We start from the raw sequence: 20,630 nt of genomic DNA on the forward strand, positions 1-20,630 counted from the left end.
CTTGACGCACCCCCGCCGCATCACCACCCCGGCCCACGTCCCCCACATCGGGCCCGTCCGTCCCACTTCACCGCAGAGACGCGAGCACATGTACGTACGATCTGCACGTTCCGCGATAGCGAGCTGGCTGACCCGCCTCTACTTCTCCCGCCTGCGGAGAAAGGGGACGGGGCTGGATCTGTCGATCCTGTCGAAGCTGCCCGACGGCGCGCTGCTGCCGCTGCGCCGCGAGGGTGTCGACCCGGTCCCCGAGATCGGTGAGCTGCGCGACCGGGAGCCGGTCAGCCGGCTGCCGATCCCCGGCATGACGGTCTGGCTGGTGTCGGGCTACGACGAGGCGAAGGAGGTCCTCGGCAACGCCAGGGCGTTCAGCAACGACTTCCGGCACCTGGTGGGCGTGGGCGGCGCGGGCGCCGATCAGAACCCGGGCGGGCTCGGCTTCTGCGACCCGCCGGACCACACCCGGCTGCGCCGGCTGCTCACGCCGGAGTTCACGATGCGGCGGCTGTCGCGCCTCACGCCGCGCATCCACTCGATCGTCGAGGACCAGCTGGCCCACCTGGAGAAGGCGGTGCGCGAGTCGCCCGACGGCACGGCCGATCTCGTCGAGCACTTCGCGATGCCGGTCCCCGCGCTGGTGATCTGTGAACTCCTCGGCGTCCCCTATGAGGAGCGCGAGGCGTTCCAGCAGTTCTCCGTGGCCCGCTTCGATGTGCTGGGCGGCGCGGGCGCGTCGTTCGGGGCCGTGTCGCAGTCGCTGGACTATCTGCGCGGCGTCGTCGCCGAGCAGCGCCGCAATCCGGGCGAGGGCCTGCTCGGCATGCTGGTGCGCGAGCACGGCGACAACATCACGGACGAGGAGCTGACCGGCCTCGCGGACGGGGTGCTGACCGGTGGTCTGGAGACGACGGCGAGCATGCTCGCCCTCGGCACCATGATCATGCTGAGCGACCGGGAGCACTTCGCGGCGCTGCGCGACGCGGAGGACCCGGCGGCGGTCGCGGCCCCCTTCGTGGACGAGCTGCTGCGTCATCTCACGGTCGTGCAGACGGCCTTCCCGCGGTTCGCCCGCGAGGACGTGGAGATCGGCGGCGTACCGATAACCGGCGGCGACATCGTGATCGTCTCGCTCAGCGCCGCCGACCGGGACCCGCGGCTCGGCGCGGAGGGCGACGACATGGACGCCTTCCTCCCCTCGCGCCCGCCCACCGCCTCCCACCTGGCCTTCGGCTACGGCATCCACCGCTGCATCGGCGCCGAGCTGGGCAAGATGGAGCTGCGCGCCGCCTTCCCCCAACTGGTGCGCCGCTTCCCCGAGTTGCAGCTCGCGGTGGCTCCCGAGGAGCTGGAGTTCCGCAAGTTGTCGATCGTGTACGGGGTGGACTCGCTGCCTGTGCGGCTCTAGCCCTTCCTCTGGGGTGTCCCGGTCGGCAGACGGCATAGGCTGCTGCCGAAGTACATGGGTCAACCAATGGTTGACCGGGGGCTCAGGGGTGCAGGGGAAAGGGTCGGGGGATCATGGATCTCAGGGGGGACGCGGCGCAGGCCGGGCCCGGTGCGGGTTTCGCTCCGTTGCAGGGCGACGATCCGGTGGAGGTGGCCGGTTACCGGCTGGCGGCCCGGCTCGGCGCGGGCGGCATGGGCCGGGTCTATCTGTCGCACACGCAGGGCGGCCGCCCGGTGGCGATCAAGGTCGTACGGCCCGAGCTCGCCGACGACCCCGACTTCCGGCGGCGCTTCCGCCGGGAGATGGAGGCGGCACGGCGGGTGCGGGGCGCGTACACGGCCGAGCTGATCGACGGTGCCGCGGACGCCGATCCGCCCTGGCTCGCGACGCTGTACGTGCCCGGGCCCTCGCTCTCGGAGGCGGTCGCCCGGCGCGGCCCGCTGCCGGTACCGGCCGTGCTGTGGCTGATGGCGGGCGTGGCCGAGGCGTTGCAGGCCATTCACGCGGCCGGGGTCGTGCACCGCGACCTCAAGCCCTCGAACGTGCTGCTCGCCGCCGACGGCCCGCGCGTCATCGACTTCGGCATCTCCCTTGCCTCGGGCCTGAGTTCGTACACGGCCACGAGCGGCGGCCTCGCCATCGGCACGCCCCAGTACATGGCGCCCGAGCAGGCGTCCGGCGCCGAGGTCACGCAGGCCACGGATGTCTTCGCGCTCGGTCAGACGGCCGCGTTCGCGGCGCTCGGCGCCCCGCTGTACGGCGACGGGCCCGGGGTCACCGTCCTCTACCGCATCGTCCACTCCCGGCCGGATCTCTCCCCGCTCCCCGAGGAGCTGCGGCCGCTGATCGCCCGCTGTCTGGCCGCGGATCCGGCGGAGCGGGCGTCCCTCGCGGAGATCGTGCGGTGGTGCCGGGAGCGGCTCGGGGACGCCGTCGACGCGGGCGCGGGGCCTGCCGTGTGGCGGGAGGTGACGGGGCCGGAGGTGACGGTCCCGGAGCCGGTGTCCACGTCTGCCGCGCCGCTCACGACGCCGTTCGACGCCACGCGGCCGCAGGTCTCGCCGCCCCGGGACCCCTGGGCCCCGCCGACCGAGCCGAGCGGGCCGCCGGTACGAAGACGCGGCGCCCGTCTGGCTGTCGGCGCGGGTGTGACGGCGGCGGTGCTGGTGCTGTCGGTGCTGGCCTGGACGGTCATGGACTCCGGAGGGCTGTTCGGCCGCGACAAGGGGGACGGCGGCTCGGCGAAGGGGGGCGGCGCCGGGGTGTCGGCCGGTGGCACCCCGTCCGTGTCGGCGTCCGCGTCCGCGCCGAAGGTGAACGCGGACACCGCCGAAGACGGCTCCGGCAAGGCGGCCGGAACGGCGGGCTCCGGCACCGCCTCGGCCCCGGAAGCCGAGCCGACGGTCCACGGGGAGTCGCAGATGTGGCTGGACGCGAAGAACTCGCTGAGCTTCGACGCCCCGTACCAGCGCAAGGACCGCGAGGGTGAGATCCGGTTCTCCTGCAAGCAGGCCGGCTGCGAACTGACCAGCGACACGGCCGTGTTCATGCAGATCTTCGGCACGCCGAACGCGGACCGCGAGGAGTGCGACCTCATGACCGACACCCCGACCGGCAAGAAGAGCCACACGTGGTCGCTGGCCGCCTCGGCGGTCGGCACCCAGTTCTGTGTCCGCAGCGGCGACGGGCGGCTCGCCTCGCTCGTCATCGACGTGAAGTCCACCGCCATGCCCGACATCGCCTTCCTGACAGTGGACATGGCCTACTGGAAGAAGGGCTAGCGTGCAGCGGTGACTTCACTTTCGGACGATCGCGACGCGGCGGTGCGGCGGGTGCAGGAGGCGTACGCCGAGGGGCACCTCTCGCACGCGGAGATGGACGGGCACCTCCAGCAGGTGCTCACCGCCACGACGAGCGCCGCACTCGAACCGGTAATCGCCGCGCTCCCCGAGCAGCGGCGCCCCGGCACGGCCACGATCGGCGCCGCCGGGGGCCGGATCAAGCGGGGCGGGGCGTGGCGGGTGCCGCGGTTCCTCAAGGTCGAGTCGGCGTACGGCAGGGTGCGGCTCGATCTGTCGCGGGCGGTCTTCGAGGAGCCGACGGTCGACATCGAGCTGCAACTCGGCACCGGCGGGGCCCGGATCACCGTTCCGCGCGACGCGACCGTCGAGCTCGACGGTCTGCACACCGGGTGGAAGGACACCCGCTACCGGCCGCGCAGGTCCCCCGGCTCCGGCGGGCCGACGATCCGGATCACCGGCGCCATGGGATACGGCCGGCTGAAGATCCGGCACGCCCGGCGCTGAGCCGCGCGTCTCAGCCGCTCTTCGGGAACGAGACCTCCACGCGCCGGTTCTTCTTGCGGCCCTCTTCGCTGCCGTTGTCCGCGATCGGGTAGTCCTCGCTGTAGCCCCTGACCTGGAAGGTGACGTCCCCGCCGGACGCGCCGAGGGCCGTCGTCAGCTGGTCGTGGACCGCTTCGGCGCGCTTCTTGGAGAGCGTCAGGCCGTGCGCGTAACTGCCCAGGTTGTCGGTGAACCCGAACACCCGGACCGTGGACGCCTTCTGGGACTTGATCTCGTCGGCGATCGCCTGGATGCGGGACTGCGCGTCGGGGTTGAGCTTGGCGCTGTCCTTCGCGAAGAGGACCTCGGCCTGGAGGGCGAACGTCACGGTCTCGTTGGTGTCGGACCGCCGTTCGTCTCCGGACAGGTCCTCGACGACGGACTTGATGTCCAGCACCTTGGCGGGCGCCAGCGTGGCACCGTCGGCGAGCTTGAGCCCCGGGCTGTTGGCGTCGACGTCCGGGGGCGCCGAGGTCGTGGTGCTGCCGGGCGGCGTGGAGGGCTTGTCGTCGTCGGCGTGGGCCACCGCGGTGCCGGTGGCGAACAGGAGGACCGTGAGCGTCGCGGCGGTCAGGTGGTGGCGGGGCATGTCATTCGCCCTCGGTGATGTCGATGGAGGCCGGGGGCATGGTGGGGACCTGGAGCTGGACGGAGGTGGTTCCCTCTGGCGGCGCGGGGAACTGGACGAACCAGTCGGAGGTCTTGCCCTGGTCGATGCCGCCCTGGAACTTGGTGCAGAGGCAGCGTCCTTGGGTGTCCCTGAGAACCAGATACCTCTTCTTGCCTGCCTGGTCGACGAGGCTGGCCCCGGCCATGGAGGCGGCGTTCCCCTGCAACTCGCTCTCGTCACTCTTCCACTCGGTGGCGAGCCAGATTCCGGAGGTCCCGTTCGTCACAGTACCGCTGACGGTGACGTAGCCGCCCTGGTCCCGTTTGGCCGAGGTCACCGTGAGGGTGATGCCGTTGTTCTTCACCTCTGCCAGTGTCTGCTCGGTGTCCGCCGATGGCGACGCCTTCGGCTTGTCGCCCGCGTCGCTCTGTTGCGAAGAGGACTTCGGGGCCTCGTCACCCTTGTCGTCACCGCCTCCACAGCCTGTCGCGGAGAGGACCAGACCGGTCGTGATCGCCACCGCGGCCAGTGCCCGGCGGGCCGTCGTAGTGCGCCGAAGATTCATCGCTACGGCTTCCCTTTCTCGTCAGTCGGCCAGGTGGACGGAGAACAGGGCCGACGCGTCCGGCAGGTCCTCCGGATGGAAGTCTTCGGGGTCGACCTTGAATTGCTGCCCATCACATGTCAGTTGGACGGCCTTTTTGAAATCGGCGTCCACAGGAAAATCACAGCGTGGCTGGATCACCGCGGTGGCGTGCGCCGTGGCGTGCTTGGTCTCCGTGCCGGGAATGACCGTGTCGCCGACCGTGTACAGGGTTCGGACCTCGACCCGGTAACCCGGGAATCCGGCGACGTGCGTGGCGTCAGGGCCCGCGATGACTTCGGCGTCGTTCTCAGCAGCCAACTGTCCCGCCGCCTGCGCGTCCGCGTCGGCGAGGTTCTGCCCGTCGAGCCAGTCGAACCAGTCGTCGTCGCCGTCGTTGATGGCCTTCCCCAAGCCGTCCATCAACTCGTCACGCGAGGACTGTGCCGCTGCCAACGCAGCCGCGTCAGCGGCTGATTGAGCACCGTTCCGGGCAGAGGCGGCCTGCGCGAAGGCGAAGAAGGCAAGCGCGGCGAAGAGCAGAATTGCCGTGAGCCAGATGTAGATCGGAAGTGTGGACCCCCGGTCACCCCTCGGGCGAAGCGAGCTCAGCCGCCGCCAGTGACGCGGCCGACCGCATTGCCGATCGCCTGAGAGATCTTGCCGTCGAGTCCCAACGCGTCGATCGCCAAGAAAATCCCCGCGATCAAAATCATCAGCCCCGCGTACTCCACGAACCCGGCCCCAGAATCTCGCCGAGCCCCGCGAACCCGCTCCGACACCGAAACCGTCCACTTGACCCACACCCCGATGAGCCGATCCCTGGTCACGATCTCCCCTTCCCCGTACGACGGCCACGCTCGCGCGCGTACCGTACGCAACGTACGCGACCTGCAACCGCTTGTATGCGGATTCGACAATTAACTGCCGTCGCTTGACCGTACGTTGATGCCGGGATGTCCGTCGCATGCGTGCCCTCCCCCCGTCGCGTTCGCAACTGCCAACCGCGGTCGGGAACACTGTAGCCAGTGCGACCGGCGGAGCGGCAGTGCTCGGCCACGGTGCTCAACGGCCCAGGATCGAGCCGAAGTTCGAGCCCGAGCCGAGGAACATGCCGGTGCCGATCAGGATCATGGTGGCCGGGAGCATGAAGACCAGGGTCACCATGGTTGCCTTCGGGATGGTTTTCGCGGCTCGGCGGCGGGAGTTCTGGGCGTCTGTGCGGCGCATGTCCGTGGCGAGCTGGATGAGGGTGTCCGCGATGGGGGAGCCCAGTTCCTCGCCCTGTTGGAGGGCCGAGACGAACTGGGCCACCTGCTCGGACGAGTTGCGGCGGCGGAGTTCGTCGAAGGCCTGGCGGCGCGGGACGCCCATGTCCATCTGGCGCAGGGTGATGCGGAGTTCGTCCGCCCAGGGGCCCTCGTATTTCTCCGCCACCCGGTCCAACGCCTGGCGGAAGCCGAGGCCCGCCGAGACGACCACGGCGAGGACGTCGAGGAAGTCGGGGAGGGTGCGGTCGATGACGTCCTTGCGTTCGCGCATGGCCTGAAGGATCAGCGCGTCGGCGGCGAGGGCGCCGAAGGCGAAGGTGAAGAGGGCGAAGAGGGGCCTCCCCGCGGAGAGGAAGATCAGGCCCATGATCACGCCGAAGGCGCCGTAGACCGCCCGGCGGGCCGCGTAGCGGTCGATGGTCAGGCCGCCCGGGTTGCCCGCCATGTCGATCCGGCGGCGCTTGGCGTCGACGCGGCGTGGGCCCATCAGGCGCAGGATCAAGGGTGCGAAGCGCATGCCCAGGCGGTCGACCGCCGAGGAGGGGGCCGAGACGCGGGTGGCGCCGACCTCCAGGGCGAGCGCGAGGTCGCTGGGGATCTTGGCGTCGGCCCGGTACATCCGGATGCCCGTGAAGACGCCGAGGACGGCCAGGGCCATGAGGAGGGCGAGGAGGAGGCCGATGACGGTGGTGGACATGAGCGCCTCAGACCTCGATCTTTCCCAGCCGGCGGATGACGAAGAAACCGATCGCGTAGAGGCCCAGCGCGACCAGGATGAGGGTCTGGCCGATCGGGGAGCCGGTCACGCGGGCCAGGGCGCCGTCGTTCGACGAGTTGATGAGGATGAGCGAGCCGAGGCCGAGCAGCGGGACCGTGAAGGCGGTGGCGTTGACCTCGGAGAGCATCGTGCGGATCTCGCGCCGGGTCTCCTTGCGGTCCTCCAGGGTCTGCGTGAGGTTGCGCAGGGAGGAGACGACCGTGCCGCCCGCCTTGTTGGCCAGCACCAACGTGGTCACCAGGACGATGAGTTCGCGGGAGGGGAGGCGGGACGCCAGCTCGTCGAGGGCGTCGTCCACCGAGTGGCCGAGCGACAACTGGTCCGCCACTCGCGAGAGTTCTTCGCCCGCCGGGGCTTCCAGCTCCTCCGCCGCCATCGCCAGTGAGGTGCGCAGGGCGAGACCGGCGGCTGTCGCATTGGCCAGGAGGCGTGCCACGTCCGGGAGTTGGTTGATGAACGCCTCGATGCGCTTCTGGCGCTGCCAGTTGAGGAAGATGACGGCGCTCCAGATGCCCACCGCGCCCGCGATCGGGCCGAAGAACGGGGCGAGGGCCGTCGCCGCGAGCAGCCACAGGGCGACGACGACCACGGCCACGTAGACGAAGAACTCGCCCGGGGTGAGGTCCAGGCCCGTCGCCGAGAGGCGCAGGTGCAGGGCCTTGCCGAGGCGGGTGCGGCGCAGGCGGCGGTCGACGGAGCGGAAGCGCCGGGTGCGGCCGCCCGCGCCGGAGCCGAAACCGCCGGACGGATAGTCGTCGAGGCGGTCGACAAGGGCCTGGCGCTGGGCGCGCCCGGACGCGTAGATGTGTACGCCGGCGATGGCGACGACGCAGGTCAGGACGGTGGCGCCGAGGGCGATGAGGGCCGGGTTCGTCATGCCGCGCCTTCCGCCGCGCAAGTGGACGTCATCCCGTGGCCTCCCTGGTGTTGAGTACGTCGACGGACTCGACCACGCCGAAGGCCGGCGGCACCGACTCCCCCGCCACGTACAGCCGGTCCGCGACGCGGCGCGGCAGCGGCAGATGCTCGTAGTAGCCGTGGACGCGGCGCGGGCCCGCGTCGCCGTAGGTGTGCGGCTGCGCGGCGAAGCGGCTCACCGTCGCGATCGTGAACTGTTCGCGGCCGTGGCTGACGAGGAGGGCGATCTCGGTGACCCGGCGGGAGCCGTCGGCGTGCCGGGTGAGCTGGACGAGGACGTCGACCGCCGAGTTGATCTGGTCGCGCAGCGCCTCGAAGGGCACGTCGACCTCGGACATCGAGCCGAGCGTCTGGAGGCGGGTCAGGGCGTCCTCGGCGGTGTTCGCGTGGACCGTGGCGAGGGAGCCGTCGTGGCCCGTGGACATGGCTTGAAGCATGTCGAGGGTCTCGCCGCCGCGGACCTCGCCGACGATGATGCGGTCGGGGCGCATGCGCAGGCTGTTGCGGACGAGGTCGCGGATGGTGACCTGGCCCTTGCCCTCGACGTTCGCCGGGCGCGATTCGAGGCGGATGACGTGGTCCTGCTGGAGCTGGAGTTCCGCCGAGTCCTCGATGGTGATGATGCGTTCGTGCGGCGGGATCAGCGCGGAGAGGGCGTTGAGGAGGGTCGTCTTGCCCGAGCCGGTGCCGCCGCTGACGATGATGTTGAAGCGGGCCCGGACGCAGGCCGCGAGCAGCATCAGCATGTGCTGGTCGAGGGAGCCGAGGTCCAGGAGTTCGTTGAGGCTGTACGCGCGCGGGAAGCGGCGGATCGTGAGGGTCGCGCCGGTCAGGGCGAGCGGCGGGATGATCACGTTGACGCGTTCGCCGGTGGGCAGGCGGGCGTCGACCATGGGGTTGGACTCGTCCACGCGGCGGTTGACGGTCGACACGATGCGTTCGATGGTCTGCATGAGCTGCTCGGGGGAGGCGAAGCGCATCGGGAGCTGTTCGACGCGGCCCGCCCGTTCTACGAAGATCGCGTCCGGGCCGTTCACCATGATCTCGGTGATGGAGGCGTCCGCGAGGAGGGGCTCCAGGATGCCGAGGCCGAGCGCCTCGTCGACGACCCGGCGGATCAGCTGGGTGCGTTCGGTGGAGGAGAGGACCGGGCCCTCGCGGCTGATGATGTGGCCGAGGACGCGTTCGAGGCGGGCCCGGCGGTCCGCCGCCGCCAGGGTCGACATCTCGGCGAGGTCGATCTCTTCGAGGAGTTTGGCGCGGTAGACGGCGACGAGGCCGTCGTCGCGGGACGGTTCGCCTCCGGCGGGGTCGCGGGTGGCCACCACTCTGGAGCGCAGGCTCATGTCAGCTCCCGTCGTTCTGGCGGTCGTTCGGCATCGTCGCCGAGCGGTGGAGGTCCCAGCCGTCGAACAGCGGGATGATCGCGGGGACGTGCACGGTGACGGTCGCGGTGACCGTGGCGCCGGTGGTCAGGGCCGTCGCGGGGTGCAGCCAGGAGCTTGCGGAGGCGGTGGCGGCGGTGCCGCCCGTTCCCGGGTTCAGGGACTCGGCCCGTGCTCCCGCGCGGGCGGCGCTGCCCGCCTGGTTGGCGCCGTAGCCGACCAGGCCGAGCTGGATCACGGCCATGCCGATGACCAGGAGGAAGGGGAGGAAGCCGGCGAACTCCAGCATGGAGACGCCGCGGTCGCCGGTGAGGCGCTTGGTGGGCGGCCGCGGGTGCGTCGTGGCTGGTCGCGCAGTTCCCCGCGCCCCTGCGGGGCACTTCACTGGTCCTGGGCTTTCTCTGCCGCCGCGCCCGCCTCGCCCTTGACGCTCCAGCCCGGGTTCACTCCGGGGAAGAACAGGGGGACCTGCACGTCGACGGTGGCCTTCATGACCGTGCCGTCGGAGGCGCAGCTGATCGTCGCGCTCTGCCAGGCGGACGGCAGGTTCTTGTGGCCGGCGGTGTCGCAGGCACCTGCCACGTCTCCGGTTCCGGCCTGTGCCGAAGTGGCGGCGCGGGCCGCCTCGTCCGCCGCGTTCCCGGCCAGGGAGTACGTGTAGCCGTACAGCACGCACTGCCACAGCAGGCCCATGACGACGAGCACCAGCGGGAACATCGCGGCGAATTCGAGGGTGACCGCACCCTTGTCGCCGCGGCGGCGGGTGCGGCGGCCGCCCGTGGTGTCGGGGGCCGGGGCGGCGACCAGGCCGAGTTCGCCGGCCAGGGTCCACATCGCCTGCTTCACGGTGGAACGGTTGTCGAGGTCCTGCATGCGGCCCGCGTCGACGGCGGCCTGGAGTTCGCGGAACGCGGCCGGGACGGTGGTGCGGGCCGTCTTGGTGCCGGTGACGCGCTCGACCAGGGTCGGCTGGATCTCGGCGCTGCGGGCGTAGCGGTTGACGACGGTCAGGGTCTCCTCGGCCTTGCGGATCTGGAGGCGGTCCCAGAGACGGATCATGCGCTTGGCGGCGCGTACGGCGACGACGTCGGGGGTGAGCAGGAGGACGGCCTGGTCGGCGAGTTCGACCGCGACGGCGTTGGCCGCCCCCATCTGCGTACCGCAGTCGACGACCACGACCTCGTAGCGGGCGCGCAGGGCGTGGACGACCTGGCGGGCCACGCGGTCGGTGATCTCCTCTCCGCGTTCGCCGTCGGCCGGGGCGAGGAGGAGGTCGATGCCGCTCTCGTGGGTGAAGACGGCGTCCTGGAGGACGCGCGGGGTGATGTCGCGGATCGCGGCGAGGTCGGCGACGGAGCGGCGGAACTGGACGTCGAGGTAGGAGGCGACGTCGCCGGACTGGAGATCGAGGTCGAGCAGGGCGACCTGGCGGCCCGACGCGGCCGCGGCGAGGGCGAGTTGGACGGCGGTGAGGGTGGTGCCGACGCCGCCCTTGGCGCCGGTGACGGCGATGACGCGGCCACCGCCGCCGACGGGCACCAGTTCGTTCCCGGTGCCGCCCGCGAGGTGGCGGCGCATGCCGGCGGACCAGACGGCGGCGGCGTGGACGCGTTCGGCGAGGGCGTCGTAGCCGAGCGGGAAGGCGACGATGCCGCGGGCGCCGCTGTCCATGGCGGCGGTGAGCAGGGCCGGGCTGGTGTCGGCGGTGACGAGGACGACGCCGACCGCCGGGAAGCGCAGCACCAGGTCCCGGATGAGTTCCAGGGCGGGTACGGGGCCGATGCGTTCGTGTACGAGGACGACCTCGGGGAGTTCGTCGAGGGACTCGGCGGCGAGGCGGGCCAGGAGGTCGAGGAGCGCGGTGGAGTCGGGGACGGGTGGGGCCGGCTCCGTGTCGGGGAGCTGCGAGAGCAGGGTGATGAGCGCGCGGGCGCTGTCCGGATCGCCGACGGCGGGCAGAATACGAGTGGTCACCGGGCCTCCTCGATGTACGGGTACCCCGGTCCGCGCTGCGCGCACCGCCCCTCGAACACTCCCCCGGGTGCCCCGTGAGGGGCGCGGGGAACTGCGCGACCAGCCACGACGGCGCCGCACCCAAGCGACCGGAGCAAGGCCCCGTCAGGGACGCGGGCAACCCTGCGCATCAGCATCACCATCACCCGACCCCCTACTTGTCCTCGTCCAGCGTGTACGTCCGGTCCCCCGGCGGCACCGCCCCGTCGCTGCCCGGCGCCACGAGCGCCAGCCTCACATGGGTCGCGAACGACTCGGCGTACGCGACCCGTTGGGCATCCGCGGCGCTGAGCGCGAACGTGATCGGCACGGCCTCGCCCTGGCGCCGGGTCGCGGAGTTGTCGGAGGCGTTGGCGCCCTGCTGGTCGATCGGGGTGAGCTTGCCGACGTCGATGACCTCGGCGCTCTCCACGATGACCTTGGACTGGTCGCGCTGTTTGTCGTTCTCGGCCTTGAAGGTGGCGTAGATGTTGACCTTCGAGCCGGGGTTGATCTTTCCGGCGACGCCGGTCTCGGCGTCGATCATGATGGCGATCTCCTGCTGCCCCGCCTTGAGCTGCGGCCGGGAGACGATCATGTCCTCCTGGAGGAGGGAGCCCTTCTTCAGCTGCGTGACGGCGATCTTGCCGCGGATGTCGCCGATGCGCGTGACGGCCGTGGACGACAGCCAGCGGTTGGGCATGTCGACCTTCTCGAACTGGTCCGCCGTCAGCTCCTTGTACGGAGCGATGTCCTGCTTCAGCCGGTACGCGGTCGTCTCCGGGCCCACCTTGGAATTCACGTCACGGATCACCGACAGCACTCCGGCGAACGCGCCGAGGGCACACAGGGCCGAGACGACCAGGAGAATGACGCCGCGGCGCTGACGTGAGTTCATGGACGGGACAACCTCGTTGGTAGACGGCTGGGGCGCTGGCTGGGACGGCTGGAGGGGCGGGCAGGGGCGGACGGGGTCAATGCGGGCCGCGTGGCAGCGCGGCCCGGGCCGAGGCCGCCGCCGGCCGCAGCGCAGCCGCCTGCCGCCCGCCGCCGCCCACCCGCTCGGGCGGCGCGTCGCCGGACAGCGGCGCCGCGCAGAACCCGCAGCGGTCACCGATGAGTTCGAGCCCGCACCAGCGGCAGTCCTCGCGCCGCACGGACGACACGAGCTGGTAGAGCACGGAGATGTCGGGGATCGCCGCGGCGAACTCCGCGAGCCGGCCGGGGCTGCCCGGCTTCCCGGTCGCCCACCACCGCGCCGACTCGGCGGGCAGCCGCGCCTCGGTCACCCCGTGCACCCGCCAGGCCGGGGCGAGCGTCCCGGTGATCCAGTCGGCGGGGATCTGCCCCGCGGCGTAGAAGAGGTGGGTGCCGAAGGAGGGCCCGCCGGGGACCTCGCGGTCGGCGCCGGAGAGTCTGGCCAGTTCGGGCTGGGGCGAGGCGACCACCGCGAACTGGGCTCCGGGCGACCAGGACTTGGCGTGCGCGCGCAGGGAGACGGGGACCCGGTCGAGCTTGGCGACCGAGCCGACGACGGCGCCCGCGTACACATAGTGGGCGAGCAGCCGCGCGGCGGAGGCGAGCACGCCCGGGCTGAAGTCGCAGATCGACAACTGGCGCAGTTGCAGGGCGAGTACGGCGAGTCCGAGCGGCGGCAGCTCGGGGCGCAGAATCGCGATCCGGTCGCTTTCGAGCACGGAACGGACCGCGTGCAGTCGATGCAGGACCGTGTCCGGTGCGGACTGCGGGCAGAGCACGATCACATAGCCGTGCTGTTCGATCAGGGTGTGGACGTCGAGGATCGCGCGGTCGAGCGGGTACCGCTCCTGCGGCTCTCCCGCGGGCAGCACGGAGGCCGTCGGGGTGTGGCGGTCCGGCGAGGTGAGCACGAGGTCGGGGTCGGTCACGGCTATGGCGGTCGGCACGCACGCACCCCCGGTCGCTCTGTGCTCCTCCTGACGGCGTATTGCCTGAGCACCATATCCACGTGAGCGCTCCTGAACACCCAACTTCTCACTGTTCATGGCCGGATGGGCAGGAGTTGGCGCGGAACCATCACCTCCGTACTGTCCGGACCCTTGACATCGAGATTGGTCTGGACCAGCTTGTATCCCCAGCAGCTGCTTCCCCAACTCCCCCACGGTTCCCCCCACTCGGAGGCAGAGTGATGACGCACTCCCACCGCCGGCGCGGCCGACTCGGCACGCTCATCGGCGGATTCACGGCCACGGCGCTCGCCGCGACCGGCCTGTTCCTGGCCACGTCCGGCAGCGCGGACGCGGCCCCCACCGCGCAGAGCGCCGCGGCTTCCGTCCCCGCCCACGCGGTCACCGGCTACTGGCAGAACTTCGACAACGGCGCGAGCGTGCAGAAGCTCAGCGACGTACCGTCCGACTACGACATCATCGCGGTCGCCTTCGCGGACGCCACGACGACGCCGGGCGGAGTCGACTTCACGCTCGACTCGGCGGGCCTCGGCGGTTACACCGAGGACGCGTTCAAGGCCGACATCAAGGCCAAGCAGGACGCGGGCAAGTCGGTGGTCATCTCGGTCGGCGGCCAGAACGGCACCGTCTCGATCAACGACTCGGCCTCGGCCACCAACTTCGCGGACTCCCTCTACTCGCTCATGCAGGAGTACGGCTTCGACGGCGTCGACATCGACCTGGAGAACGGTCTCAACTCCACCTACATGTCGCAGGCGCTGGAGTCCCTGGCGGCGAAGGCGGGCAGCGGCTTCGTGCTGACGATGGCGCCGCAGACCATCGACATGCAGTCCACGTCGGGCGAGTACTTCAAGACCGCCCTGGCCGTGAAGGACATCCTCACGGTGGTCAACATGCAGTACTACAACAGCGGTTCGATGCTCGGCTGCGACGGCAAGGTCTACAGCCAGGGCACGGTCGACTTCCTGACCGCGCTCGCCTGCATCCAGCTGGAGGGCGGTCTCGACCCGTCGCAGGTCGGCATCGGCACCCCGGCGTCGACGAGCGCCGCGGGCAGCGGCTACGTCGCGCCGTCGGTCGTCAACGACGCCCTCGACTGTCTCGCCAAGGGCACCGGCTGCGGCTCCTTCAAGCCGTCGAAGACGTACCCCGGCCTCCGCGGCGCGATGACCTGGTCCACGAACTGGGACGCGACGGCGGGCAACGCCTGGTCGTCGGCGGTCGGCCCGCACGTGCACGGCCTGTAGCCCACGACCGTCCCTCGAACGGGCAGCGCCGCCGCTCCCCCGGCGGTGCTGCCCACGGCCGTATGTACCGCGAAGCGGCCGTCAGGCCGTCAGTCCTCGAAGTAGGCGTCCAGCGCCTTGTCGAGGCTCTCCGTCCACTCCTTGAGGCGGGACTTGTCGGGGGCCTCGACATCGTTCGGGTACCAGCGGCTGTTGGGCGTGTGGACCGTCACCGTGAGGCGCTTGCGCGACGTGCCGTACTCGACGGCGCTGATCTCGCCCCAGGTGAAGTCGGCCTGCTGGTCGTCGAGGGTGTACCGGACGCCGGCCGAGTCGACGGTGATGGAGCCGCGACGGTCCTTGGCCTCCAGCACGACACCGTCGGCCTTCGCCGCCGCGACCGGTTCGTCCTCCGCGTCCGACTCGGTGTCGTCGTCGGACCCGGCGTCGTCGACGGCCTCGGGCGTCTCCTTCTCGAGGGACGGCTTCCCGGGCTCGTCGTCCCGCGCGCTCACCTCCCCCGCGGGCTCGTCCGCTTCCGCCTCGGTGGCCTGGGCGTCCTCGACAACCGTCTCCTTGGCAGGAGACGTCAGACCGGGGACGTACGCCGGGTCGAAACCGGCGCCGGCGACGGGCGTGACCTTCTGACTGTCCATACGCTGCTCCACGCGCCGAAGTATGGCGGACGACTCTGTGTCCCGCGCCCCCCGGCCCCTTACGTCCTGGTCACGAACGCGCGGGACGGCGCCGCCCACGACGGTGGGTCATGACGCCGCCCCGGTGCGTGACCGTAGGAACGGTCAGACGAACAGGCTGACCACGGCCGCGACCGCGAACCCGGCGACCGAGAGGACCGACTCCAGGACGGTCCAGGTGCGCAGGGTGTCGCGCTCCGAGATGCCGAAGTACTTGGCGACCATCCAGAACCCGCCGTCGTTCACGTGCGAGGCGAAGATGGAGCCCGCCGAGATCGCCATGATGACCAGCGCGGTGAAGGCCTGCGAGTAGTGGCCCTCGGAGAGCAGCGGGGCGACGATGCCCGCCGTCGTGACGATGGCGACCGTCGCCGAGCCCTGGGCGACGCGCAGCACCAGCGAGATCAGGTAGGCGAGCACGATGATCGGCAGGCCCATGCCGTTGAAGGTGTCGGCCAGGGCGTCGGCGATGCCGCTCGCCTTGAGGACGGCGCCGAAGACACCGCCCGCGCCGACCACCAGGAGGATGTTGCCGACCGGCTTCAGCGACGCGGTCGAGACCGTCTCCAGGGACTTGCGGGACCAGCCGCGCCGGATGCCCAGCAGGTAGTAGGCCATCATCAGGGCGATCGTCAGCGCGACGAAGGGGTGGCCGAAGAACTCGATGACCGAGCGGCCCGTGGAGGGGTCGAAGGCGATCGAGGAGAACGTCGCGAGGAGGATCAGGACCAGCGGCGTACCGATGATGGTGAACACGGTGCCCAGCGGGACCGGCTTCTCGGTCGGGGTGACGCCCGAGGCGCGCTGCTCGGCCTCCAGGGCGACCTTGGCCTCCTCGGCCGCCTCGACCATGTCCTGCGGTACGGGCACGAAGATCCGCTTGCCGATCCAGGCGGCCCAGCCCCAGGCGGCGAGCACGGCCGGGATGCCGCAGACGATGCCCATGAGGATGACCCAGCCGAGGTCGACCTTCAGCAGACCGGCGGCGGCGACGGGGCCGGGGTGCGGCGGCAGGAAGGCGTGCGTCATCGACAGGCCCGCGAGCAGCGGCATGCAGTACAGGATGATCGACTTGCCGCCGCGCTTGGCGGCCGCGTAGACGATCGGCGCGAGGACGAAGATGCCGACGTCGAAGAAGACGGGGATGCCGAAGATCAGGCCGGTGAGGCCCATCGCGAGGGGGGCGCGCTTCTCGCCGAAGAGGTTGAGGAGGCGGGACGCCAGGACCTCGGCTCCGCCGGAGACTTCGAGGACCGCGCCGAGCATGGTCCCGAGCCCGATGATGATCGCTACGTGTCCGAGGGTGCCGCCCATGCCGGACTCGATGGTGGAGACCGCGTCGGACTTCTGGACGGTGCCGAAGAGTTCGGTGACCGACAGGCCGGCGCCGAGGCCGACGGCTATGGAGACCGCGAGCAGGGCCACGAAGGGCTGGATGCGCGCCTTGATGATCAGGAAGAGCAGCAGCACGATGCCGAGGAAGGCGACGGTCAGCAGACCGGCGGTGCCGTCGATGATCGTGAGGATGCCGCCGGTGTGGGCCGGCGCCTCGGTGGTGGCCGCGAGCGGGGCGGCGAGTGCGAACGGGGACATCGTTGACCTCGTAAGTGCATGAAGCTTTCAGGGCAGGGGGGATCGCGGTGCGGCGCGCGGGGGATGCGCGCCGCACCGTGACGACGTACGGCTTGCGGGTGGTTCAGCGAGTGACGCGGTGGGCTCAGCCGAGGACGGCGAGCGCGTCGATCTCGATGAGCAGGCCCTTGGGCAGACCGACGTAGACGGTCGTGCGGGCGGAGGCCGGGGCCTTCAGGCCCTGCTCCTCGAAGTACTCGTTGTAGATCTTGTTCATCTCGGCGAAGTGGTCGACGTCCGTCAGGTAGACGCGCATCATCATGACGTCGTCCCAGGTGGCGCCGCCCTCTTCGAGGATCGCCTTGACGTTGGCGAACGTCTGGAGGGTCTGCTCGCGCAGGGTCGGACCGGCCGGGGTGGGGGCCTGGCCCTCGACGGCCGGGAGGAAGCCGACCTGGCCCGCGACCTGAAGGAGGTTGCCCTTCTTGACGCCGTGCGAGAACTTCGCGGGCGGGGTGGTGTGGGTGGCAGGGGTGAGGGCGATCTTCTCGGTCATCGTGAACTGGCTTCCTTGGTTGGGGGGTTACCGGAGTAGTCCCGGCTGATGGCCTCCGCCGTGCGGCGCACGAGCGGGAGCAGGGTGAGGAGTTCCTCGGCCGTGACGACGACGTTCGGTGCGGAGACCGACATCGCGGCGACGACCCGTCCGTCGGCGCCGCGGATGGGCGCGCCGACGCAGTTGATGGACTCCTCGTGGCCACCCAGGTCGGTGGCCCAGCCCTGGTCGCGCACCTTGTCCAGCTCCCGCAGGAAAGCGGGGGCGTTGGGTGTCGAACGGGCCGTGTACATGGGGTAGTCGAGCTTCTCCGCGATCGAGCGGCGCTCGGCCTCGGACAGATCGGCGAGCAGCAGTTTCGCCACGGCCGCGACGGTGATGGCGACGGGCTTGCCGATGCGCGAGTACATGCGCACCGGGTATCGGCTCTCGACCTTGTCGATGTAGAGGACCTCGTGCTCCTCGTACACGGCGAGGTGGATCGTGTGCCCGCACTTCTCGTTGAGTTCGACGAGGTGGGGGTGGGCGATCTCGCGCACGTCGAGGTTCTCGACCGCCTCCTGGGCGAGGGCGAAGAGGCGGGCGCCGAGCCGGTAGCGCTGGTCGGACTGGCGGTAGACCAGGCCGTGCTCGTGCAGGGTGCGCAGCAGGCGCAGGGCCGTGGACTTGTGGACGCCGAGCCGGTCGGCGACCTGGCCCAGGTCGGCGGGTCCCTCGGCGAGCAGCGGCAGGATGCTGAGCGCGCGGTCGACGGTCTGGCTCATGGCGTACGTACCTCCTCGGCGGCCCCGCTGTCGGCTGCTTCGGTCGCTTCGGTCCAGCCGGGGCCGAGGTGCAGTGTCCCCCACGCGCCGGTGTCCAGGGCGGTCAGCCGGTCGGCGTGGGCGCGGCTCGGGGGCGCGGCCAGGTCGCCGGGGACGGTGAGGGCGGCGGCGGCCCACAGGTGGCCGTGGCGCAGCCGGGCGGCGGCGGGCAGTCCGCGCAGGGTCGCGGAGAGGAATCCGGCGGCGAAGGCGTCTCCGGCGCCCACGGCGGCGACGACGTCGACGCGCGGGGCGGGCTCGAAGTGGCGGCGCTCACCGGCCGAGCGGTCGTAGGCGACGGCGCCCGCGGAGCCCTGCTTGACGACGAGGAGGGACGGCTCGGGCAGCGCGGCCCGGATCGCGTCGGGGCCGCCGGTGACGCCCCAGGCGTCCTCGGCCTCGTCCTCGCCGACGAAGACGAGGTCGGCGCGGCGGGCGAGGTCGAGCAGGACCCGCGCGTCGCCGGGGGTGCGCCACAGGCCGGGGCGGTGGTTGACGTCGAACGACACGAGGGGGCCGTCGGGCGCACCGGGCCGCCGTTCGAGGAGCGTGCCGAGCAGCCCGAGGCAGTCGGCGGAGAGCGCGGCGGTGATGCCGGACAGGTGCAGGACGCGGCCCGCGCGCAGGGCGCCGAGGTCCATGTTCGTGGCGGACATCGCGGAGGCGGCGGACCCGGCGCGGTAGTAGGCGACCTCGTGGCTGTCGCCGCCGCGGTCACCGGCGGTGCGGAAGTAGATGCCGGTGGGGCGGGCGGGGTCGCGGCGCACGGCGCCGACGTCGACTCCGTAGCCGCCGATGGCCTCGACGAGGTGGTCGCCGAAGCCGTCGGCGCCGACCCGGCTGACCCAGCGCGTGGGGTGTCCGCCGGCGGCGAGCACACACGCCACGTTGGACTCGGCGCCGCCGATCCCGCGGTCGAAGGAGGGCACATCGGCGAGCCGTCCCGGCACGGTGGGCCGGAACGTGACCATGGACTCGCCGAGCGCGACGACGTCCACCGGCGTGCCATTCATGGGGCGTCCTCCTCGCGGCTGGGGGCCAACGGCTTCGTTGACCCGGCATCGGCTCGGATGTTAGACAGCAGTGAGCGACATACGCAATGACCGTTGCAAATATTGCAACGGATCGCCCGGAGGAGGGTCCATGACCGCCAACCGCTTGGACGAGCTCGCGCAGGAACGGGTGGACTTCCGCTTCAAGGGCCTGCCGCCCGAGGCCGAGGGTGCCACGGTGGCCGAACTCGCCGCCCGCCGCCTCAACCTCTTCACGGACGGTTTCACCACCCCCGTCCTCGCGCTCTCCGCCGAGCGGCTGGAGCACAATCTCGCGCTGATGGAGACGTACGCCACGCGCCACGGCCTCACCTTCGCCCCGCACGGCAAGACGTCGATGGCGCCGCAGCTCTTCCAGCGGCAGATCGAGCACGGCGCCTGGGGCATCACCCTCGCCGTGCCGCACCAGGTGCGGGTGGCCCGGCGGTTCGGCATCGAGCGGATCTTCCTGGCGAACGAGCTGGTCGACGCGGCGGCGCTGCGCTGGCTGGCCGCCGAACTCGCCGCCGACCCGGCCTTCCGGTTCGTCTGCTACGTGGATTCCGTACGCGGCGTCGAGCTGATGCAGGCCGCCCTGTCGGAGGCGGGCGCGACCCGTCCGGTGGACGTCGTCGTGGAGCTGGGCGCCGGGGACGGCGCGCGCACCGGGGTCCGCACCGAGACCGAGTGCGCGGCGGTCGCCGACGCGGTGGCCGGCGCCGACCGGCTGCGGCTCGTGGGCGTCGCCGGGTACGAGGGCGAGGTGCCGCAGGCCGACGGCGAGCGGGTCCGGGCCTGGCTGCGGCGGCTGGTCGCGCTGGCGGCGGAGTTCGACGCGGCGGGCCGGTTCTCCGGTCTCGACGAGATCGTGGTCAGCGCGGGTGGCTCCGCCTGGTTCGACGCGGTGGCGGACGTGTTCGCGGATGTCCCCGAACTGTCCGCGCCCGTCCTCAAGTTGCTGCGCTCCGGCGCGTACGTCTCGCACGACGACGGCCACTACCGGCACCTCACGCCGTTCAACCGGGTCCCGGAGGAGGGCGCGCTGCACCCGGCGTTCCGGCTGTGGGCGCAGGTCGTCTCGCGTCCCGCGCCGGACCAGGCCTTCACCAACGCCGGCAAGCGCGACGCCGCCTACGACCTCGACCTGCCCGAGGCGCAGGCCATCCGCGACTCCCGTACCGGGGTCGTCAGGGACGCGGCCGGGGTCGCGGTGACGGGTCTCTCCGACCAGCACGGGTGGCTCCGCCTGGATGCCGGGGCCGAGTTGGAGGTGGGCGACTGGCTCGGGATGGGCCTGTCGCATCCCTGCACCTCGTTCGACAAGTGGCAGCTGATTCCGCTGGTCGAGGCCGACGGAACGGTAGTGGACTACGTCCGCACCTTCTTCTAGGCCGTACGTCGGCCGACGGCCCGGTGGGGGCTGGTCGCGCAGTTCCCCGCGCCCCTGGGCGAGCGGAGCTCGCTCCCAGGGG

Annotated in this window: 21 protein-coding genes; 5 read left to right on the forward strand and 16 right to left on the reverse strand. The window is 71.3% G+C overall.

Annotation, left to right across the window (positions count from 1 at the left end; genetic code table 11):
• Nucleotides 1-88: 88 nt before the first annotated feature.
• The 3 genes from ACFVDP_RS38660 to ACFVDP_RS38670 all read left to right on the forward strand — a co-directional run bounded on the left by ACFVDP_RS38660 (nucleotide 89) and on the right by ACFVDP_RS38670 (nucleotide 3,753).
• Nucleotides 89-1,405 (forward strand): cytochrome P450, encoded by a 1,317-nt coding sequence (locus tag ACFVDP_RS38660; RefSeq protein WP_383500691.1) that lies wholly within the window; start codon nucleotides 89-91, stop codon nucleotides 1,403-1,405.
• Nucleotides 1,406-1,518: 113 nt separating this feature from the next.
• The gene (locus tag ACFVDP_RS38665) at nucleotides 1,519-3,228 is read left to right on the forward strand and encodes a serine/threonine-protein kinase (protein WP_383500694.1); all 1,710 of its coding nucleotides are present in this window, start codon (nucleotides 1,519-1,521) and stop codon (nucleotides 3,226-3,228) included.
• A 9-nt stretch (nucleotides 3,229-3,237) separates the two neighbouring features.
• On the forward strand, nucleotides 3,238-3,753 hold the full coding sequence (locus ACFVDP_RS38670; RefSeq protein ID WP_383500697.1) for a DUF1707 domain-containing protein: 516 nt from the start codon (nucleotides 3,238-3,240) through the stop codon (nucleotides 3,751-3,753).
• A gap of 10 nt (nucleotides 3,754-3,763) precedes the next feature.
• Here ACFVDP_RS38670 and ACFVDP_RS38675 read toward each other — a convergent pair whose 3' ends face one another.
• The 11 genes from ACFVDP_RS38675 to ACFVDP_RS38725 form a co-directional block, all read right to left on the reverse strand.
• A complete protein-coding gene (locus ACFVDP_RS38675) occupies nucleotides 3,764-4,381 on the reverse strand; it encodes an OmpA family protein (RefSeq protein ID WP_383500700.1) in 618 nt (205 codons plus the stop codon).
• Between the two features lies 1 nt (nucleotide 4,382).
• The gene (locus ACFVDP_RS38680) at nucleotides 4,383-4,967 is read right to left on the reverse strand and encodes a hypothetical protein (RefSeq protein WP_383500703.1); all 585 of its coding nucleotides are present in this window, start codon (nucleotides 4,965-4,967) and stop codon (nucleotides 4,383-4,385) included.
• Between the two features lie 21 nt (nucleotides 4,968-4,988).
• Nucleotides 4,989-5,597, reverse strand: coding sequence for a pilus assembly protein TadG-related protein (locus ACFVDP_RS38685; RefSeq protein ID WP_383500760.1), 609 nt, complete (start codon nucleotides 5,595-5,597; stop codon nucleotides 4,989-4,991).
• On the reverse strand, nucleotides 5,594-5,797 hold the full coding sequence (locus ACFVDP_RS38690; RefSeq protein ID WP_383500763.1) for a hypothetical protein: 204 nt from the start codon (nucleotides 5,795-5,797) through the stop codon (nucleotides 5,594-5,596). The genes ACFVDP_RS38685 and ACFVDP_RS38690 overlap by 4 nt, the downstream gene beginning before the upstream one ends.
• Before the next feature lie 253 nt (nucleotides 5,798-6,050).
• Nucleotides 6,051-6,953 (reverse strand): DUF5936 domain-containing protein, encoded by a 903-nt coding sequence (locus tag ACFVDP_RS38695; protein ID WP_383500706.1) that lies wholly within the window; start codon nucleotides 6,951-6,953, stop codon nucleotides 6,051-6,053.
• Between the two features lie 7 nt (nucleotides 6,954-6,960).
• Nucleotides 6,961-7,911 (reverse strand): type II secretion system F family protein, encoded by a 951-nt coding sequence (locus ACFVDP_RS38700; protein WP_383500709.1) that lies wholly within the window; start codon nucleotides 7,909-7,911, stop codon nucleotides 6,961-6,963.
• A 28-nt stretch (nucleotides 7,912-7,939) separates the two neighbouring features.
• Nucleotides 7,940-9,298, reverse strand: a complete 1,359-nt coding sequence (locus tag ACFVDP_RS38705; RefSeq protein WP_383500712.1) for a CpaF family protein — start codon at nucleotides 9,296-9,298, stop codon at nucleotides 7,940-7,942.
• A 1-nt stretch (nucleotide 9,299) separates the two neighbouring features.
• Nucleotides 9,300-9,626, reverse strand: coding sequence for a TadE/TadG family type IV pilus assembly protein (locus tag ACFVDP_RS38710; protein ID WP_383500715.1), 327 nt, complete (start codon nucleotides 9,624-9,626; stop codon nucleotides 9,300-9,302).
• Between the two features lie 92 nt (nucleotides 9,627-9,718).
• On the reverse strand, nucleotides 9,719-11,311 hold the full coding sequence (locus ACFVDP_RS38715) for a CpaE family protein (RefSeq protein ID WP_383500718.1): 1,593 nt from the start codon (nucleotides 11,309-11,311) through the stop codon (nucleotides 9,719-9,721).
• A 193-nt stretch (nucleotides 11,312-11,504) separates the two neighbouring features.
• Nucleotides 11,505-12,227: a Flp pilus assembly protein CpaB gene (gene cpaB / locus ACFVDP_RS38720; protein ID WP_383500721.1), complete on the reverse strand. Its 723-nt coding sequence runs from the start codon at nucleotides 12,225-12,227 to the stop codon at nucleotides 11,505-11,507.
• A 76-nt stretch (nucleotides 12,228-12,303) separates the two neighbouring features.
• Nucleotides 12,304-13,254: a hypothetical protein gene (locus ACFVDP_RS38725; RefSeq protein ID WP_383500724.1), complete on the reverse strand. Its 951-nt coding sequence runs from the start codon at nucleotides 13,252-13,254 to the stop codon at nucleotides 12,304-12,306.
• A gap of 242 nt (nucleotides 13,255-13,496) precedes the next feature.
• Here ACFVDP_RS38725 and ACFVDP_RS38730 point away from each other — a divergent pair, with 242 nt between their 5' ends.
• Entirely contained in the window at nucleotides 13,497-14,522 is a 1,026-nt protein-coding gene (locus tag ACFVDP_RS38730; RefSeq protein WP_383500727.1) for a chitinase, read from the forward strand.
• Nucleotides 14,523-14,611: 89 nt separating this feature from the next.
• Here ACFVDP_RS38730 and ACFVDP_RS38735 read toward each other — a convergent pair whose 3' ends face one another.
• The 5 genes from ACFVDP_RS38735 to ACFVDP_RS38755 form a co-directional block, all read right to left on the reverse strand.
• Nucleotides 14,612-15,169 carry a hypothetical protein gene (locus ACFVDP_RS38735; protein WP_383500730.1) on the reverse strand — a complete coding sequence of 186 codons (558 nt, stop codon included), beginning with the start codon at nucleotides 15,167-15,169 and terminating at the stop codon, nucleotides 14,612-14,614.
• 132 nt (nucleotides 15,170-15,301) lie between these two features.
• Nucleotides 15,302-16,789 (reverse strand): GntP family permease, encoded by a 1,488-nt coding sequence (locus ACFVDP_RS38740; protein WP_383500733.1) that lies wholly within the window; start codon nucleotides 16,787-16,789, stop codon nucleotides 15,302-15,304.
• Between the two features lie 124 nt (nucleotides 16,790-16,913).
• Entirely contained in the window at nucleotides 16,914-17,324 is a 411-nt protein-coding gene (locus ACFVDP_RS38745; RefSeq protein WP_018530127.1) for a RidA family protein, read from the reverse strand.
• A complete protein-coding gene (locus ACFVDP_RS38750; protein WP_383500736.1) occupies nucleotides 17,321-18,088 on the reverse strand; it encodes an IclR family transcriptional regulator in 768 nt (255 codons plus the stop codon). Before ACFVDP_RS38750 ends, ACFVDP_RS38745 begins: the two co-directional genes overlap by 4 nt.
• Nucleotides 18,085-19,140: a sugar kinase gene (locus ACFVDP_RS38755; RefSeq protein WP_383500739.1), complete on the reverse strand. Its 1,056-nt coding sequence runs from the start codon at nucleotides 19,138-19,140 to the stop codon at nucleotides 18,085-18,087. Before ACFVDP_RS38755 ends, ACFVDP_RS38750 begins: the two co-directional genes overlap by 4 nt.
• 130 nt (nucleotides 19,141-19,270) lie before the next feature.
• Here ACFVDP_RS38755 and ACFVDP_RS38760 point away from each other — a divergent pair, with 130 nt between their 5' ends.
• A complete protein-coding gene (locus tag ACFVDP_RS38760) occupies nucleotides 19,271-20,548 on the forward strand; it encodes an amino acid deaminase (RefSeq protein ID WP_383500742.1) in 1,278 nt (425 codons plus the stop codon).
• The last annotated feature ends 82 nt before the right edge of the window (nucleotides 20,549-20,630 follow it).

Source organism: Streptomyces sp. NPDC057694 (genome assembly GCF_042799415.1).
GTDB lineage: Bacteria > Actinomycetota > Actinomycetes > Streptomycetales > Streptomycetaceae > Streptomyces.

What these genes read in the sequence shown, in the direction of transcription:
- ACFVDP_RS38660 (WP_383500691.1), top strand. Translation starts at nt 89, where the DNA reads ATGTACGTACGATCTGCACGTTCCGCGATAGCGAGCTGGCTGACCCGC.
- ACFVDP_RS38665 (WP_383500694.1), top strand. Translation starts at nt 1,519, where the DNA reads ATGGATCTCAGGGGGGACGCGGCGCAGGCCGGGCCCGGTGCGGGTTTC.
- ACFVDP_RS38675 (WP_383500700.1), bottom strand. Translation starts at nt 4,381, where the DNA reads ATGCCCCGCCACCACCTGACCGCCGCGACGCTCACGGTCCTCCTGTTC.
- ACFVDP_RS38680 (WP_383500703.1), bottom strand. Translation starts at nt 4,967, where the DNA reads ATGAATCTTCGGCGCACTACGACGGCCCGCCGGGCACTGGCCGCGGTG.
- ACFVDP_RS38695 (WP_383500706.1), bottom strand. Translation starts at nt 6,953, where the DNA reads ATGTCCACCACCGTCATCGGCCTCCTCCTCGCCCTCCTCATGGCCCTG.
- ACFVDP_RS38700 (WP_383500709.1), bottom strand. Translation starts at nt 7,911, where the DNA reads ATGACGAACCCGGCCCTCATCGCCCTCGGCGCCACCGTCCTGACCTGC.
- ACFVDP_RS38705 (WP_383500712.1), bottom strand. Translation starts at nt 9,298, where the DNA reads ATGAGCCTGCGCTCCAGAGTGGTGGCCACCCGCGACCCCGCCGGAGGC.
- ACFVDP_RS38710 (WP_383500715.1), bottom strand. Translation starts at nt 9,626, where the DNA reads ATGCTGGAGTTCGCCGGCTTCCTCCCCTTCCTCCTGGTCATCGGCATG.
- cpaB (WP_383500721.1), bottom strand. Translation starts at nt 12,227, where the DNA reads ATGAACTCACGTCAGCGCCGCGGCGTCATTCTCCTGGTCGTCTCGGCC.
- ACFVDP_RS38730 (WP_383500727.1), top strand. Translation starts at nt 13,497, where the DNA reads ATGACGCACTCCCACCGCCGGCGCGGCCGACTCGGCACGCTCATCGGC.
- ACFVDP_RS38740 (WP_383500733.1), bottom strand. Translation starts at nt 16,789, where the DNA reads ATGTCCCCGTTCGCACTCGCCGCCCCGCTCGCGGCCACCACCGAGGCG.
- ACFVDP_RS38745 (WP_018530127.1), bottom strand. Translation starts at nt 17,324, where the DNA reads ATGACCGAGAAGATCGCCCTCACCCCTGCCACCCACACCACCCCGCCC.
- ACFVDP_RS38750 (WP_383500736.1), bottom strand. Translation starts at nt 18,088, where the DNA reads ATGAGCCAGACCGTCGACCGCGCGCTCAGCATCCTGCCGCTGCTCGCC.
- ACFVDP_RS38755 (WP_383500739.1), bottom strand. Translation starts at nt 19,140, where the DNA reads ATGAATGGCACGCCGGTGGACGTCGTCGCGCTCGGCGAGTCCATGGTC.
- ACFVDP_RS38760 (WP_383500742.1), top strand. Translation starts at nt 19,271, where the DNA reads ATGACCGCCAACCGCTTGGACGAGCTCGCGCAGGAACGGGTGGACTTC.